General features: G+C 38.0%; 16 protein-coding genes and 1 tRNA gene. 3 read left to right on the plus strand and 14 right to left on the minus strand.

Features of this window, described 5'->3' with window-relative positions:
• Positions 1 to 17: 17 nt before the first annotated feature.
• A complete protein-coding gene (gene map / locus AB3I27_RS08120; protein WP_002292891.1) occupies positions 18 to 782 on the minus strand; it encodes a type I methionyl aminopeptidase in 765 nt (254 codons plus the stop codon).
• 157 nt (positions 783 to 939) lie between these two features.
• Here map and AB3I27_RS08125 point away from each other — a divergent pair, with 157 nt between their 5' ends.
• Positions 940 to 1,380: a flavodoxin gene (locus AB3I27_RS08125; protein ID WP_002292892.1), complete on the plus strand. Its 441-nt coding sequence runs from the start codon at positions 940 to 942 to the stop codon at positions 1,378 to 1,380.
• A gap of 175 nt (positions 1,381 to 1,555) precedes the next feature.
• Here AB3I27_RS08125 and AB3I27_RS08130 read toward each other — a convergent pair whose 3' ends face one another.
• On the minus strand, positions 1,556 to 2,125 hold the full coding sequence (locus AB3I27_RS08130) for a TetR/AcrR family transcriptional regulator (protein WP_002292894.1): 570 nt from the start codon (positions 2,123 to 2,125) through the stop codon (positions 1,556 to 1,558).
• Between the two features lie 255 nt (positions 2,126 to 2,380).
• Between AB3I27_RS08130 and AB3I27_RS08135 the strand changes: the two genes are divergently transcribed.
• On the plus strand, positions 2,381 to 3,613 hold the full coding sequence (locus AB3I27_RS08135; protein ID WP_002292896.1) for an aminopeptidase: 1,233 nt from the start codon (positions 2,381 to 2,383) through the stop codon (positions 3,611 to 3,613).
• A 147-nt stretch (positions 3,614 to 3,760) separates the two neighbouring features.
• On the opposite strand, the gene AB3I27_RS08140 is transcribed toward AB3I27_RS08135, so the two are convergent.
• Together AB3I27_RS08140 and AB3I27_RS08145 are read right to left on the minus strand one after the other, a co-directional pair.
• Positions 3,761 to 4,309, minus strand: a complete 549-nt coding sequence (locus AB3I27_RS08140) for a hypothetical protein (RefSeq protein WP_222896852.1) — start codon at positions 4,307 to 4,309, stop codon at positions 3,761 to 3,763.
• Positions 4,310 to 4,931: 622 nt separating this feature from the next.
• Positions 4,932 to 5,005, minus strand: a tRNA-Arg gene (locus tag AB3I27_RS08145).
• Positions 5,006 to 5,158: 153 nt separating this feature from the next.
• Between AB3I27_RS08145 and AB3I27_RS08150 the strand changes: the two genes are divergently transcribed.
• Positions 5,159 to 5,323 (plus strand): hypothetical protein, encoded by a 165-nt coding sequence (locus AB3I27_RS08150; RefSeq protein WP_368022966.1) that lies wholly within the window; start codon positions 5,159 to 5,161, stop codon positions 5,321 to 5,323.
• 70 nt (positions 5,324 to 5,393) lie between these two features.
• Here AB3I27_RS08150 and eis read toward each other — a convergent pair whose 3' ends face one another.
• From eis to AB3I27_RS08200, 10 genes are all read right to left on the minus strand, one after another.
• Positions 5,394 to 6,575: an enhanced intracellular survival protein Eis gene (gene eis / locus AB3I27_RS08155; protein ID WP_368022967.1), complete on the minus strand. Its 1,182-nt coding sequence runs from the start codon at positions 6,573 to 6,575 to the stop codon at positions 5,394 to 5,396.
• Positions 6,576 to 6,698: 123 nt separating this feature from the next.
• Positions 6,699 to 7,112: a DUF3284 domain-containing protein gene (locus tag AB3I27_RS08160; RefSeq protein ID WP_002292900.1), complete on the minus strand. Its 414-nt coding sequence runs from the start codon at positions 7,110 to 7,112 to the stop codon at positions 6,699 to 6,701.
• The gene (locus AB3I27_RS08165) at positions 7,112 to 7,294 is read right to left on the minus strand and encodes a DUF3188 domain-containing protein (protein WP_002286596.1); all 183 of its coding nucleotides are present in this window, start codon (positions 7,292 to 7,294) and stop codon (positions 7,112 to 7,114) included. The genes AB3I27_RS08160 and AB3I27_RS08165 overlap by 1 nt, the downstream gene beginning before the upstream one ends.
• A gap of 31 nt (positions 7,295 to 7,325) precedes the next feature.
• Complete coding sequence (locus AB3I27_RS08170; RefSeq protein ID WP_002292901.1) at positions 7,326 to 7,547, minus strand: hypothetical protein; 222 nt, start codon at positions 7,545 to 7,547, stop codon at positions 7,326 to 7,328.
• Positions 7,548 to 7,616: 69 nt separating this feature from the next.
• On the minus strand, positions 7,617 to 9,077 hold the full coding sequence (locus AB3I27_RS08175) for a PTS sugar transporter subunit IIC (protein ID WP_002292902.1): 1,461 nt from the start codon (positions 9,075 to 9,077) through the stop codon (positions 7,617 to 7,619).
• A gap of 107 nt (positions 9,078 to 9,184) precedes the next feature.
• Complete coding sequence (locus AB3I27_RS08180; protein WP_002286604.1) at positions 9,185 to 9,505, minus strand: PTS lactose/cellobiose transporter subunit IIA; 321 nt, start codon at positions 9,503 to 9,505, stop codon at positions 9,185 to 9,187.
• A gap of 28 nt (positions 9,506 to 9,533) precedes the next feature.
• A complete protein-coding gene (locus AB3I27_RS08185) occupies positions 9,534 to 9,851 on the minus strand; it encodes a PTS sugar transporter subunit IIB (RefSeq protein WP_002286606.1) in 318 nt (105 codons plus the stop codon).
• 151 nt (positions 9,852 to 10,002) lie between these two features.
• Entirely contained in the window at positions 10,003 to 12,705 is a 2,703-nt protein-coding gene (locus tag AB3I27_RS08190) for a sigma 54-interacting transcriptional regulator (protein WP_002291837.1), read from the minus strand.
• A 62-nt stretch (positions 12,706 to 12,767) separates the two neighbouring features.
• The gene (locus tag AB3I27_RS08195; RefSeq protein WP_002291838.1) at positions 12,768 to 14,045 is read right to left on the minus strand and encodes a DEAD/DEAH box helicase; all 1,278 of its coding nucleotides are present in this window, start codon (positions 14,043 to 14,045) and stop codon (positions 12,768 to 12,770) included.
• Positions 14,045 to 15,058: a Gfo/Idh/MocA family protein gene (locus AB3I27_RS08200; protein WP_002291839.1), complete on the minus strand. Its 1,014-nt coding sequence runs from the start codon at positions 15,056 to 15,058 to the stop codon at positions 14,045 to 14,047. Before AB3I27_RS08200 ends, AB3I27_RS08195 begins: the two co-directional genes overlap by 1 nt.
• Positions 15,059 to 15,061: the final 3 nt, after the last annotated feature.

The following is a 15,061-nucleotide window of genomic DNA, read 5'->3' on the forward strand; positions in this document are numbered from 1 at the left end:
CCTATTAATTGGCTGAATCAATAGGTACCTTCTTCTCCTTGTGATGTCAAGATTCTAGGGCCATCTTTAGTAATAGCCAATGTATGTTCATATTGGCAAGATAGTCCGCCGTCTCTTGTATAAGCAGTCCAACCATTAGGATCCATTTTCATTTTCCAAGTTCCGGTATTGACCATAGGCTCGATCGTGATGACCATACCTTCTTTCAATCGCAAACCTTTTCCAGCTTCTCCGTAATGAGGAACGGCTGGTTCTTCATGGATCGTCGGACCAACGCCATGACCAATAAAATCACGGACGATCGCTAGATTTTCACCTTCTACATATGTCTGGATAGCATGACCGATGTCGCCGATCCGATTTCCTACTTGTGCTTGCTCAATACCGATGTACAATGCTTTCTTCGTTACTTCCATCAATCGGTCGATCTCAGGTGTAGATTCTCCTACTACATAAGCCCAACAAGAATCGGAAATGCCGCCTTTCAAATCGATACACATGTCGACTTTTACCAAATCGCCGCTTTTCAAAGGTTTTTTACGAGGAAATCCATGACAAATTTCATCATTGATACTGATACAAGTCGCATATTCATACCCTTCGAAGCCAATTTGCGCAGCGATTCCTCCATGACTCTCGATATAGTTTCTGACAAATACCTCAATATCCCAACTTGTTATGCCTGGTTTGATAAAATCACGCAGATTTTTATGTACATCTGCCAATAAAGCGCCAGATTCTGCCATCATTTCAATTTCACGTGCTGATTTTAAAGTAATCATATTTTCGTCTCCTTTTTACAAATCTCTCTCATTTTAACATAGCGGCATACATTTAGCCAAATGACATTTCCCATGTGTCTCTAGGTTTTATTTTCTTTTCAACGATGTTTTGGTATAATTCATAATTGTTAAATAATTTTAAACAAGGAGGCACATCATGGCTTTAGCAAAAATCGTATATGCTAGCATGACAGGAAATACTGAAGAAATCGCCGATATTGTTGCAGAAGCATTTGAAAATATGGATATCGAAGTCGAAATCAACGAATGTACCCAAGTAGATGCAGATGAATTCGAGGAGGCAGATATTTGCGTCGTAGCTACTTATACATACGATGATGGCGATCTTCCTGATGAGATTGTAGATTTTTATGAAGACTTGCAAGAGTTGGATCTATCAGGGAAAATCTACGGCGTCTGCGGATCTGGAGATACTTTTTACGATGAATTCTGTAAATCAGTGGATGACTTCGATGCTGCTTTTGGAAAAACAGGCGCATCAAAAGGCGCAGAAAATGTAAAAGTAGACTTAAATGCTGAGGAAGAAGATATCGAAAATCTAGAAGCTTTCGCTAAAGAATTAGTCGCAAAACTTTAATATGCTTGAGATATAAAAGAGCCGTCCAGATTGAATCAATCTAGACGGCTCTTTTATTGTATTCATGGAAGAGTTCTTCGGGAGTTAAAAATGTATACGCTGTAAGAAAAACGAAATTTTCCTTATGTTGACACATCTCTTGTTATCTACTGATTGGCGAAACTCTTGAGTATATTCAATCGATTTCGATTGGTTCTTTGAGATTCAAGATTGCATCAATGCTGTCTTGGATCATTTTTTCAATCTGCTCATCAGTTGGATGGATAATGCTTGAAGACATCAAAGCTGCAATCCCGGTAGCTATGATCCATGTACCGTTATGCAAGGATTCGATCTGTTCTTCTGAAAGATCCGCGTAGGCTGGGTCCCGTTTCACTGTATTCACAAAGTAAGTATAAGAGAAATTTTGCATCTCTTTTCCTCCACCATATTCTTCTAAGTACAGTGAACGATACAACTTCTTCTCTCTTCTTGCAAAATGGATATAATTAAAAGCAAGATCGATAATCGTATTCCCTGTATGCTCAACTGGAAACACTTCGTATTGCAAATAATCATAGATTTGCTCAAAAAGTGCTTGTCTCAAGTCATCCATATTTTTGAACTCAAGATAGATCGGCTGCGTGGAACAATTCATTTTGTTCGCAATGTTTCTCGCAGTAAATCGTGTAAATCCCTCGGTGGCAGCTACTTCATAAGCAGCTGCCAAAATCTGTTCTTTAGTAATCGTCTTTTTTCTTGCCATATTTTTTTAATCTCCTCAATTTTTTTATAACGCTTCCACCATTGATTAATTTCATTGTAACATGTTTTTTTTGATATGCAAAATTAGTTTTCGATTTTCTTCACAAGCTAAAATAGCAAGTCGTGTCATAGAACGTGAAACGCAACCAGAAAAAAATAACCTCCTTTTTTTATTTAAAGCTACATTGTTTGAATCATGATTAAATGGTATCATGCTAATAGTTACCAGAAAAAATGGTGAGGAGGAATTTTTATTATGTTATCGAATTTTAATGAACTTCTAAAAAAATATGCACGCTTAATTGCAGAAACTGGCGTGGCCACAGAAAAAGGTCACACAGTCGTTTTACAGATCAGTGTAGACCAAGCACCCCTTGCTCGCTTGATCACACAAGAAGCTTACAAATTAGGAGCTGCTGAAGTCATCGTTCAGTGGACAGATGATCAGATTCAAAGAGAATTTCTTTTACATGCAGCAACAGATCGTATTGAGGATGTACCACAATCTAAAATCGTTCAAGCGGATGAATGGCTTGAAAAAGGAGCAAGCAGGATTAGTGTCGTTTCTGCCGATCCTGATGCGTTTGCCGGTGTAGACAGCCACCGAGTAGCAACTTATCAAGCAGCTGCCGGTAAAGCACTAATGAATTTGCGCAAGGCAACTCAGGCAAATAAAGTCAGTTGGACTGTTGTAGCTGCTGCTGGTAAACAATGGGCAGCAAAAGTTTTTCCAGATCTGCCAGAAGAAGAACAAGTTGATGCATTATGGGATCAAATTTTTAAAACAACTCGTGTCTACGAAGAAGACCCTGTTTTAGCATGGAAAAAACACGATGAGAAATTAGCAAAAAAAGCAGAAGAATTGAATCAAGAACAATTTTCTGCCCTGCACTACACTGCTCCTGGTACGGATATCATCATTGGATTGCCTAAAAACCATCTTTGGGAAGGTGCTGGAAGCTACAATGCTCGAGGGGAAAAATTCATGGCAAATATGCCAACAGAAGAAGTGTTCACCGCTCCTGACAGTCATCGTGTAGATGGGTATATTTCAAGTACAAAACCACTGAGTTATGCTGGTACGATCATCTCTGGTATGAAATTTACTTTCAAAGATGGAAAAGTAGTTGACTTTTCTGCCGAACAAGGCGAAGATGTCTTAGAAAAATTGCTTGATACCGATGAAGGTGCGCGTCGTCTAGGAGAAGTGGCACTTGTTCCTGACCCTTCACCTATTTCTCAATCTGGTATCATTTTCTTCAATACACTATTTGATGAAAACGCATCGAACCATTTAGCCTTAGGATCTGCTTATGCCTTCAGTGTGAAAGGCGGTACAGAAATGTCCGATGAAGAATTAGCAGAAGCTGGTTTGAATAGAAGTCAAACCCACGTAGATTTCATGGTAGGATCTGACAAGATGGATATCGATGGTATCCGCGAAGACGGTTCTACAGTACCGATTTTCCGTAATGGAGATTGGGCTTGAGCAAAATCTTGTTAGCACAAATAAAATAACGAAAAATATATAAAAAAGAGAGTGGGACAATAGTCAGAAAAAAATCTGATTATTGCCCCACTCTCTAGATATAAGTCAAAAAGATTGAACGTATTAGTGTACTTCCATTTTTCTCTTTTAAACTTCTCCTTCAACTTGTACAATGAATCTTTGCTCCCAATTCCAATCAAATGCAGTAGACCTCAACGCCCGATCAGTATGACCTCCTCTGGTCCAACTCATATAGTTCCCGTTTGACATATTTTCTATAAAAAATATATTTCCCAACGAATTCTGTCCGGCTGAATATAACTTCCACAGAGTCCCTACCCTCTCTTTGTTACCCGAGAAGTCCAAAAAGCTTCCTCCACTATCCCAAATATATTGCGGTGTAAAATTCATACTTCCCGGAATCTGCTCCCGGATATAATAACCACCGGCATTTGCATTGTACTCCATTACCCAACGTTGGGTTGAGTCAGATTGATTATAATTTTCCATTGAAATTTCAAAATATAGAATAGGATTATGAGGTATGCGTGACACAGTAAGCGTTGTATCACTAGCAGCTCGAAGCGAAAAAACTTTATTATTATATTCACTGGCATCCACCGTCCCAGTCCCTAAAAAACCACTACATAAAGATGTCAAGACGATTGTACTAAGTATCAATTTTGCTTTTTTCATTTTCTACTTCCTCCTTTTTTATCAAAGATTGAGAAACCCTTTAATTTCTCTTTTAAATGTTTTTTATATTTTTTATTAAGTGCTAAATAAGAAGATTCTTTATGTACTTATTCAAACTAACTAGGTATTTCAAATCGAACAAAAAACTTCTGACTTTCCAATTATTCTAGCTGTGAAGTGCTGTTTGTATCAACTATACTTAGTACTAATCCCACTTTCGAGATTCTCTATGTAGTGCGCCTGTACATTATGTGCCCAGATTAGCATAAAAAGTTAAACATACTTATGCCCACTAGAAAGGCTCTAGCTCCATAGCATTGGAAAAGCTACACACCTACCAGTAAAACCACTTTGTTCTATTACCCTTGCATCTGCGAAAGCCCTAAGTAAAACAATCAATGTAGCGCTAAGAATCCATTTTTTTAATTTTTCTCCTTCTTTCATTTTTATTTTTATTTTTTGCTTTCCGTTTTAATGAAAATGTTTTTTTATCACCTTCCTTCAACAACAATTATACCCTTATATCAATAAAAAATGAAGTTTTTTTAATTATAAAACATTTAATTTTTGTTGTTTTAAAATAAAAAAACCTGTACCACAAAGGATACAGGGGTTATTTATACGTTCCTGACTGGAATCGAACCAGCGACCTATCGCTTAGGAGGCGATTGCTCTATCCTACTGAGCTACAGGAACAATTTCAATAAATCAATTGTAGCTTGTTTGTTTTTTACTTGCAAGCTTATCTGCTAAAAAAATCAGCTTGTAGGTTAGGCAAAACGTTTCCACTAGCTCTTAACAGATGATAAACTAGGAGTAGAATGAAATAATACAGGGAGGTTCTTTCCAATGAATGATAAGCCAAAAGAAAAAGTATATGCCGAACGCTTAGATTCATCTAAAAAAAATCGGGAAAAGATCACGAAAGAAGCAATCCAAGACCACAAAAAAGAAAACCCTAAAACAAAAGAAAACAAAAAATTCAAATTTACGAAAAAAGATGATTTACTTTAATATTTTCCTTCAAATGTCAAACGAAAAATAAACGGGTGGTGACAAAAATATTGTCATCCCCCGTTTTTTATCAAAAATAGTCATTAAGGATTGGCTGTTGCTGTGGCAAGATCGAACTTAACATTTCTTCATATTCTTTTGCCACCTGTATCCTCTCTTGGAATACCAGCTCTTCAACTTTACGATATCCTAATAATAGCTGTGTGATATGTTGGATACTTCCGCGAACGATCGGTAACGCCGTTTGTTCTACTTTTGAGAGATGGTTTTTTCCATTTTTAATCGTTACTTCCACGATTCCTTCATTCCATTTTGCATACTGATCTTCTTCTATCTGAAGAGCAAAGGCAGCTTGTTTCTTTCTAAATGGATATTTTTCCAAAAACAAAGAAATATCCACGATCCTCGCCATCATATAAGGTGTGATCGTTACAGAAGCAAATGGATTTGCTAATAGATAATTTTGATCATTGCCACCGTAGCCACATGAATATTCAAATGTTTCAAAAGCACCGTTATGGGAACTTACAAAGCGGACAAGGCTGCAAAAGGCATCGTGATTCAAAAATCCCCATTCCACAATAATAAAGGAAGACGCTGCAAGCTGGTAAACGACATAGCCCATTGCTTCCCCAGTATCATCAAAATACAAAGCAAACTGGTAATTACCTTTTTGCTTGAATTTATACGTATACCACCAGTCTTCGCGCTTCAGACCAGCTCGTTGATTTTCAGGCATCTGTTCATAAATTCGTTTGATAGCAGCTTTTGCATCTTCGAAATTCATACGCTTCATCTTGCCAGATTTCTTTTTGGTAAAAGGCACGTCACGACTGTTTAGTTGATAACTGATTTTATCAAACGATTGTTCATAGCCATAGCGCCGATAGAAGGGATAGGAGAAGGGCGCCAGATAAGATAAGCTTACTTTACGATAACGGCAATCTTCAAGAATCTTTTCCATGATCTGATTGATTCCGCCTTGTCCCCTTGCTTCAGGATAAGAAGCAACATAGCCAATACCGGCCATTAAATACTCTTGTCCGTAAAAATTCACTGGGAAAGGAGTCGCAGTGACTTGACTTGTTAGCCGATCCTCCTCATCAAAAAAACCGTAATTCCAGGAATTCTCCGCAAGTGTACGAAAACGTTCTCTCCTTTCAGGTGTATCTGCCCCATTAAATGCATATGTGGCTAAAGCAAACATTTCCTCAATCGAAGATCCCCCTAGCTCTCTTACTTGTTTTGTCATTTTGCTGCCCCTTCCTACAAAAAAGCTAGTGAGGAATCTCAGGAAAGACTTTGCTTCCTCTGAAAAATCTCTTCTAGCTTACTTCATTTTTCAATAACTAAATAGTACCATTTTTTCAATGGTTTAATACGTTGCTTCGATCATCTCTAGCATTTTTTTGAAACGTCTCCGCTTAAAGTACATCAAGATCGTTCCTAAAAGCATATCATTCAACTTTTGAAGCATGCCGTAAGACTCCATTTTTTCTGTGTAATGAATCTCACAGGTCGAATCGTCTACTGGTTTGATTTGATAATGAACAACGAATTCATTCTTCGTTGTCGATGTACGAAACTTATAAGACTGGTTTTCAATGACTTCTTCGATTTTTATACGAGCCCGGTTATTTTGCGAGAATTGTTTGACGTACTCCAAATTTTTCAGCTGTTTTCTGGTCACTGATTTGCCGGTCGCTTTACGTACATCGAAAAGAACAGAATCCATAACTTTATCGTAAAAAAACGACGCTGGAATATTTAATTTTTTTGTGATTTCCATTAGTTATTTTTCTCCTTTGCTTCTTCTCTTTTTTTCCCCTTCATGAAGAAGTAGATTCCTAATCCTGTTAGGAAAAGACCCGTGACCATACTATACAAATCATACCTTTGCGAATGTGGATTCAAACTATACAACACGATCAAAGAACCAATACTACATAAAAATAAACCGTTTTTTATCATATCAACCATCCTATCTTTTTGAACCATTTTCTTAAACAGCTGTTGACTGAAAATAAAGGACTGTTCCCCAAGGCTGTGCTTTGATTAGTTCCTTTGCTTTTTTAGCCGCAGCTTCCGGATCTTCTGCACTTGTCTCAAAGAACATTTTGATTCCTTGTTTTTCTTTAAACGTAAATGTCATTCCTTCTTCATTGTATCCTTCTAACAATTCTTTGATTGCATCTTGTTGCATTGCACTGGCAATTGAAATCATTTTTCAGCTCCTCCTCGAAAATTCATTATGAGGAACGGAACTTAAAGCGTCCCGCTCCTCAGATTCATCTTATTGTTGTTCGCCTGCGGCAGGGTCCATTTTGTTTGCAGAAATGACAAACGGTGCCCAAATCAAGAAAGTCACGACCATACATACCAATGTTACGATTGGTGCTCGCCAATCCGCTCCTGTTGCTAAGAATGACAATAAGAACGGCGGTACTACCCATGTAACTTGTTGCGATACTGGTGCTACAAGTCCAAAGTAAGTTGCTAACCAACCGATAGCTGTCGCAACTACTGGAGCAATCAAGAATGGGATGAACATGATGGCATTCAATACGATCGGCAGACCAAACATCACTGGCTCGTTGATATTGAAAATACCGGGTCCAATGGATAATTTAGCTACTGTTAAATAATCCGCTCGTTTAGAGAAAATCAAGATAGCTATCAGTAAGACGATCGTTCCACCTGATCCGCCAAACCATGCAAAAGCATCGAACGATCCACGGACCCACATATAAGCTTTTCCATCTTCGATTGCATCTAACACGGCTGGTGTACCAGTTTTTCCGTTATAACCTTTTTGGAAAATATCAATATTGATTAGTTGTGCTTGTCCCCAGATTCCCTCTAGCACTGGTGCCAATACATTTGGTCCATGAATACCAAAGAACCAGAATACTTGAACAAACACTGTGACGATCAATACTGCTCCCAACCCTTGAGATAATCCTAGGAATGGTTCTGCAATATATTTTTGCACCAAATCAATGATTAGTTGCCCATCAGCTACACGACCTACGATATAATTGATAATAGCAATGACATATAAAGCGATCGTAGCTGGTAAAATGGCTGCAAATGCTTTAGATACTGCTGGTGGTACTGAATCAGGCATTTTGATCGTAATGTTAGCAAGCATCAATTTACAAAAAATAATGACTGAAATTGCTCCCATGATCATAACTGTAAAATAAGCGTTTCCATTCAAATGATCTAGTTTTAGCCAACCCCATAATCCAACTGACAGTGTACCATCTGCAATCGTTGCACCAATCTCAGAACTATTGATTGCATCTGCGACATTTGAAGGGACATTCACATCTAATGCTGCTGATAATGCTGGACCAAAGGAAATACCTTGAATCAAGGTAGCTAGACCAACGATTCCCCCAGCTAGATCATTTACTCCATAAGCTCGGGCAAGATTATACCCCCAAGAAAAGGCAAAGATCAATCCGGCGATTGCTAGTGTACCGTTCCAGACAAAACCATTGATTCCGATGATGACATTCAATACGGCAAAGATTCCTTTGTCTGCTGCTAAACTGTCAGCGTAGGTACTGTTAAACTGTTGCGGTAAATCTCGAATAATTGCATTGATCATTACAGCGACTGATCCCGCCATTGTTGCGGGCAGTGTGCCGATAAAAGCATCACGCAAAGCAACTAAATGTTTTTGCGCTCCGATTTTTGCGGCAACTGGCAGGATGTATTTCTCCATCCAACTTGTTAGTCCGTTCATTTTTTACTTCCTCCTATAAGTTTTTTATATAAAGAGAGTTCTCTTTATAACAAAATAAAAAATCCGTTCAAAAATTTTTCTTCTTCCGTTCAAAAAAGAAGTTGTATTTATTCGCTGTATACGCGACGATAAAGTTCGATGATTTCTTTTGCTAAATCAGTAAACGCAATAGACGTCATTAAATGATCTTGACTATGAACAGTCAATAACGTCACTTGCATATGATTTCCTTGTGCTTCTTGTGTCAACATATCTGTTTGTGCATGATGTGCTTGTATAAGAGATTCTTCTGCATCAGCGATTTTTCTATCCGCTAACTCGAAATCACCGATTTTAGCAGCCGCAATCGCTTCCATTGCGTCGCTCTTTGCATTACCGCCAAACATGATTAGTCCCATGATGGCTTCTAGATTTTGCTGATCTTCCACGTTGTTATCCCCCAACTACATACTTGATTTATTTCATTAGATTTTCTGCCTGTGCAAGTACTTTTTCTCCATTCATCATGCCATAGTCTTGCATATTGATAACATCTAACGGAATACCTTTAGGCGCAAGTTTTTGTTCGAATTGAGCTTTCATGAAACGTACTTGAGGACCTAATAATAAAACATCGACATTCTTAGATTCTAAATTATTATCTGCATCTGAGGCAGAGACAGCAAAAATATCGGCTTCCATTCCTTTTTCTTCTGCTGCTTTTTGCATTTTTGTGACCAATAAACTCGTACTCATCCCTGCTGAACAAACTAACATAATTGTTTTTTTTGCCATTTTTAACACTCCTTTTATTTTTTTTACACTTTTATATAATGCAAGAAGCATGCCAAGAAAAAAAGAGCTAAAATAGCGTTTTCATGCTTTTTAGCTCTTTTATATAGTGCGCACACTGATATTCAGTGTGTAAACAGTATGATTAGTGTGTTTATTTTTTTATTTTGTTTTCAAGAAACATTTGTGTAAGAAACGCGATATCATCTTCTGAAATTTTTACCTGATATTTTCGTTCCAGTGCCATCAAATTTGCTCGAACGATATCCATTTCCAAACGGTAAATTTTTGAGAAAATAGATAGTTTCTCAAATTGCCGATGCGATTCTTTTTTGATCAATCCGTCTAGCATGAAGGCTAAATGGATGACAATTCCAGTATCTACTCCTGGTTCTACGATAATCGACAAATCTGTCTGGATCTGCTGAACTGTTTTTTGCAATGAGCGGATCAATTCATCAATAGAAAAGACATCACTTAATGATCCTGAAAGCGAATCAACAATTTTAGCTGTTGGGACCTCATCATCAGCTATACGCTTCAAAACATTCAATTTTTCATCATCAAAAACGTCATAGGCAGAAAAAAATGGGATATTTTGATAATCAACGTCAACCGTTCCTGCAATTGCTTTGATTTCATATTCTTCCAATAAGGCATCAATGTGTTTTTTGAATGATTCGCGTTCTAAAAACTGCATCTGGATCAGTTCTACTTTGTTTTGATTAATCACCGGCATAATCCGTTGATACAATTTGGCAGCTACTCCCTCACCAGTAAAACATGTCACGATGACGGCTTTTTTACGCTGTAAAGTTTCAGCTTTTTCCGCTTTGAACTGATCACGTACGATTGATTCAAAGGAGAGCTGAATATTTTGATAAATGTCTTCTAAGCTTCTTCCAACACTTGCCATCCGTATCGCTTCTATCACAATCATCGTACTTGTCATTGTGATTGCTTTCGTCCGAATGCCAGTCTCTTCATAAATCAAATCACTGAAGGTGTTTAATGATCCCATATCTGTTAACAAAAGCAGTCCATTCGTCAAATGCCCCTGATAATTTTTGACATATTGTAGTACCTCTTCATACATTGTTTGAACTTCCATAACCAATGGCATATTAAAAGCTTTTCCTACTTTTGTTCCTAATAGTTCTTGCGCCATCTCCAACATACTTGAAGCGGTCTGTCTGCCGTGCATCAGTACGAGAACATCTACTTTGTTTTCTTTAACAGGCTCACTTTCTCCTAAGTTGATAGAAAGAAACATACTGATAAAGCCAATTTCATCAAAAGGAATCTCGACTTGTTCTTCTTCTTCAATGATTGTCGAAAGATCGATTGCTACCTGGAATTCCTTCTTAAAATTTTTTCGTACGTTATTCAAATCTGGATGGACAATCATATGTCCTTCTCTCACACGATCCAATGTACTTTGCAAATGCAAAGCAAAAGCAAAACGAGCTTTTTCATTATAAATACGGTCTAACCGTTTTTCAGCTACATCATACAATTGATTGGTTAGCCGCCAGATCTCATCTGGTAAAAGATCTTTTGGGATTGAACTTTTAGTCAATTCTTTGACATATGTCTGAAAATAAGCATCCACATCTTTTGAAATGAGCGTCTCCAAATCGATGTTCTCCACACCGGTTTCAGAAAGAGAAGTAACTTTTTCCTCAATATCGTTGTAGACTTGCATGTTTCTTTCTGGATCTTGTGACCAGACGACATCAGCAAATCCTGGTTCAAATGTCAAATACTGGCTCTTACTGTCCATGAATCGGTCGAGGCGTTCTGGTATTTCTTTGATTTTCAGTAGTCCTTTTTGTACTTGAAGGGAAAGTTCTTCTTTTCGAATGATCAGTTTTTTCTCATGATGCGTTCGGTAATGTAAAAAAGATTTTGCACAGACTAATTTCAAGTCTCGTTTCACTTGACCGATATTCCCTTCCGCATCATAAAGCATAAAGGCAAGAATCGCTTCTTTTTCGATATCGATACGTTGATTTAAACGGTTCGCTTCTTGTTTGATGAAAAGAGAGATGATCTCATAACGCTCATCCAGTGAACGCGAAGCAAGGTTTGGCAAGGTGATAGCCATAGGGATCCGTCGGTTGAAGGTAGTCAAGAAGCTTTCTGAAGATTCAGTCGTTGCCCCAATAATCTGAACTGATGCTTCATGTACTTGTGCACTTTCTCCAAGTGGACGATAGATACCTTTATCGATGAAAGTAAACAGCATTTCCTGTCCTTCCGGTGGTAAACGGTGGATCTCATCTAAAAACAATATACCGCCGTCTGCTTTGGCGATTAGACCAGGACTATCTTGCGCTGCTCCTGTGTAAGCCCCTTTTTTGATCCCAAAGATGTGTCCAAAGAGCAGTTGGGGATTTTGAGCATAATCCGCACAATTGAAAGAAACAAATGGCGCATCGGCTGAAAGCATTTCAGATTCGATTGCAAAATGATACATACATTCCGCAAACATTGACTTCCCTGTACCAGTTTCTCCAAAAATAATGGTATGTAGCCCCCGCGGCGGATAAAGAATCGCTGCTTTTGCCTGCTGTATACTGACTTTTAAAGAATCATTTTCTCCAACGAGCGTTTCAAAAGTCACTTGCGTAGAAGAGTCGACATGTACTTCATCAGATTTTGATTTTTCCGTTGGCAAGGAGTAAACGACTGGTCGGCCAGCGGTTTTTACAATATGATGAGCCTTATACAGTTCGCTTAAATATCGGCTTGCATTGCTTCGATCAATATTCAAGCGCTCAGCTACATCACTTGCTGTCAATCCTTGTTGGTTTTCTGTCAATAGATGCAAAATCTCTTCTTGACGTTCTTTCACATAATCCCTCCTCTGGCAACCAATTTTGTTCCCGTTTTCATAATCATAGCATAAAAAGGCGCTTATTTGCGCCTTGCTCCTTTATTTCTCTCTTTTTTTGATTTATTTTTAACTTTTTTTCTTGATTTGTTTTTGTTATGCTCTGGATTTTGTTCTTTCCCAGGAAAAGATTTCTTATACTTGTTATTCGCTGCGGTAGCTACATCTTCTTTGATTGGTTGATCCGTTTGTAACTTTCCTCCGTGCAGAAAAATCTCTTCAAGTGTTATGTTTGTCGGACGTAAAAGTCGTTTCAAATCTCTTAAATTGTTATCTTGTACGAGTGTGATCACTGTTCCTTCATTGCCCATTCGTCCAGTTCTTCCAGAACGATGCAAGTAAGCTTCTTCACTTAACGGCACTTCTGCATTCACGACATAAGGAAGTCCTGTAATATCTAAACCTCTAGCCGCCACATCTGTGGTCAAAAGTGCGCTGATCTTTTTCTTTTTGAATTGTTCCAACGCCGCTTTTCGGAGCAGCTTGTTTTGATCAGAGGCCAGGCTTCCTACAGGTACCCCTCTATACAGCAATTTTTCTTCCATCACACCTAATTCAGTCAGTTGATTAAAGAAAATCAGACCTTGAAAATCTTCTATGTGAGTGAGACGTCTTAGATATTCATCTTTCTTTCGTATTGGCACTCGTAAAAAGTAATGTCTCAAGCCTTTTCGAGAATCATCTTCTGCTGTCACGTCGATCGTCTCAAACGTTTTCCCAGTGATTTTTTCAATGCTTTCAAGGGAACGATCTGCTGTTGCTGAAAAAAAGGCTAGCTGATATTCTGTCGGAGCTTGATGAAGAATCTGATCAATGATTTGGCTGTTCCCCGCATCAAATAGCTGGTCTGCTTCATCAAATACCATTGTTTTCACTTGATGTGCTTTTATTTTTTTAGCTTTCATCAATTCCAATATTCTTCCTGGTGTACCAATCAAGATTTCTGGTTTTTTCTTCAAACCTTCAATTTGTCGTTTAACGTTTGCTCCGCCCACCAAAGATTGGACTTTCAATTCTTTGTCTTTTCCCCATTCACGTGCAACATCTGCTACTTGAATAGCTAGTTCTTGAGAAGATGCAAAGATAACCAACGCACTTGCTTCACCTGGTTCCACGTTTAGTAGTAACGGCCAAAGATAAGCCAGTGTTTTACCTGAACCTGTTGGAGAGATGGCTACTATGCTTTGTTTATTGCTTAATGGCTGAAAAACTGCCTGTTGGATAAGAGAAGGTGTAATAAATCCTTTATTCTCATAATTTTTCTGCCAATTTTCGGGAAATACTTGTACAAATTCGTTCATTAAAAATCTTCCTCATTATCTGCATCGAATTTGATGCCACCATTTTTTCTTAAATCATAAATCACTTGGTTCACATTTCTAGCCAGCTCGATCCACTCTTCATACAATAATCCCCAAGCTGCATCTTTCGGATGAGTTATGACATTGGCAAAATCCTCTGCTTCATCTGCCATTGGATTTTCTGCAGCTGTTACTGCTAAGTCAATGATTTCTTCGTGTACCCGATCATGAAACTCTGCTTGTTCGATTGCATTGACGCCATTCATCACTAGCGTTCCTGAGTCAAAATAGATCTCTGATGGCAGATAAGAATCACCGATTTTACCTGGTTGGATCGATACATCGAAAGTATCATAACGCAAGATTCCCCATCCAAGACCATCCACACCAGTAGAAATCTTTCTTGGGAAATAATGGACTTCTTTTGGCATTCCAAACCAAGCGACAGTTGCATACACAAGGTAAACACCTAAATCCATCAATGCACCACCTGAGAAATGAGTCGAGAAGATATTTGGTTCTTCTCCATCTAATACTTGGTCATAACGCGAAGAATATTTCATATAGCTGAAATTTGCACCGATTATCTCGTCTTTTAATGGTAAGTAATCGGCAATCTTTTTAAAACCTGATTCATGGATATTTCTTGCTGCTTCAAAAAAATACACATTGTGTTCATTTGCCAAATGGATGATTTCATCCATTTCTTTTGGCGTCGAAAAAGCTGGCTTTTCCACTATCACATTTTTACCTGCCAAAATTGCTTGCTTAGTCTGACTAAAATGAAGACTATTTGGAGAAGCTATATAAACAGTGTCCATATGAGCAATATTGAAAAAAGTCTTCAAATCTGTTGCAAATTCGATATCCCCTTCATAATGAGAACCAAATTCCTGTGCTTTTTCCAAATGTCTAGAATATACCGCTGTCAATTCATATTTTTTTGTGCTCAAAGCTGCTTGGACAAATTGATGAGTGATCCAATTTGTTCCAATAATACCTAAGTTGATCATTTT

The organism is Enterococcus sp. C46 (assembly GCF_040887565.1).
In the GTDB taxonomy this organism is placed as follows: Bacteria; Bacillota; Bacilli; order Lactobacillales; family Enterococcaceae; genus Enterococcus_B; species Enterococcus_B lactis.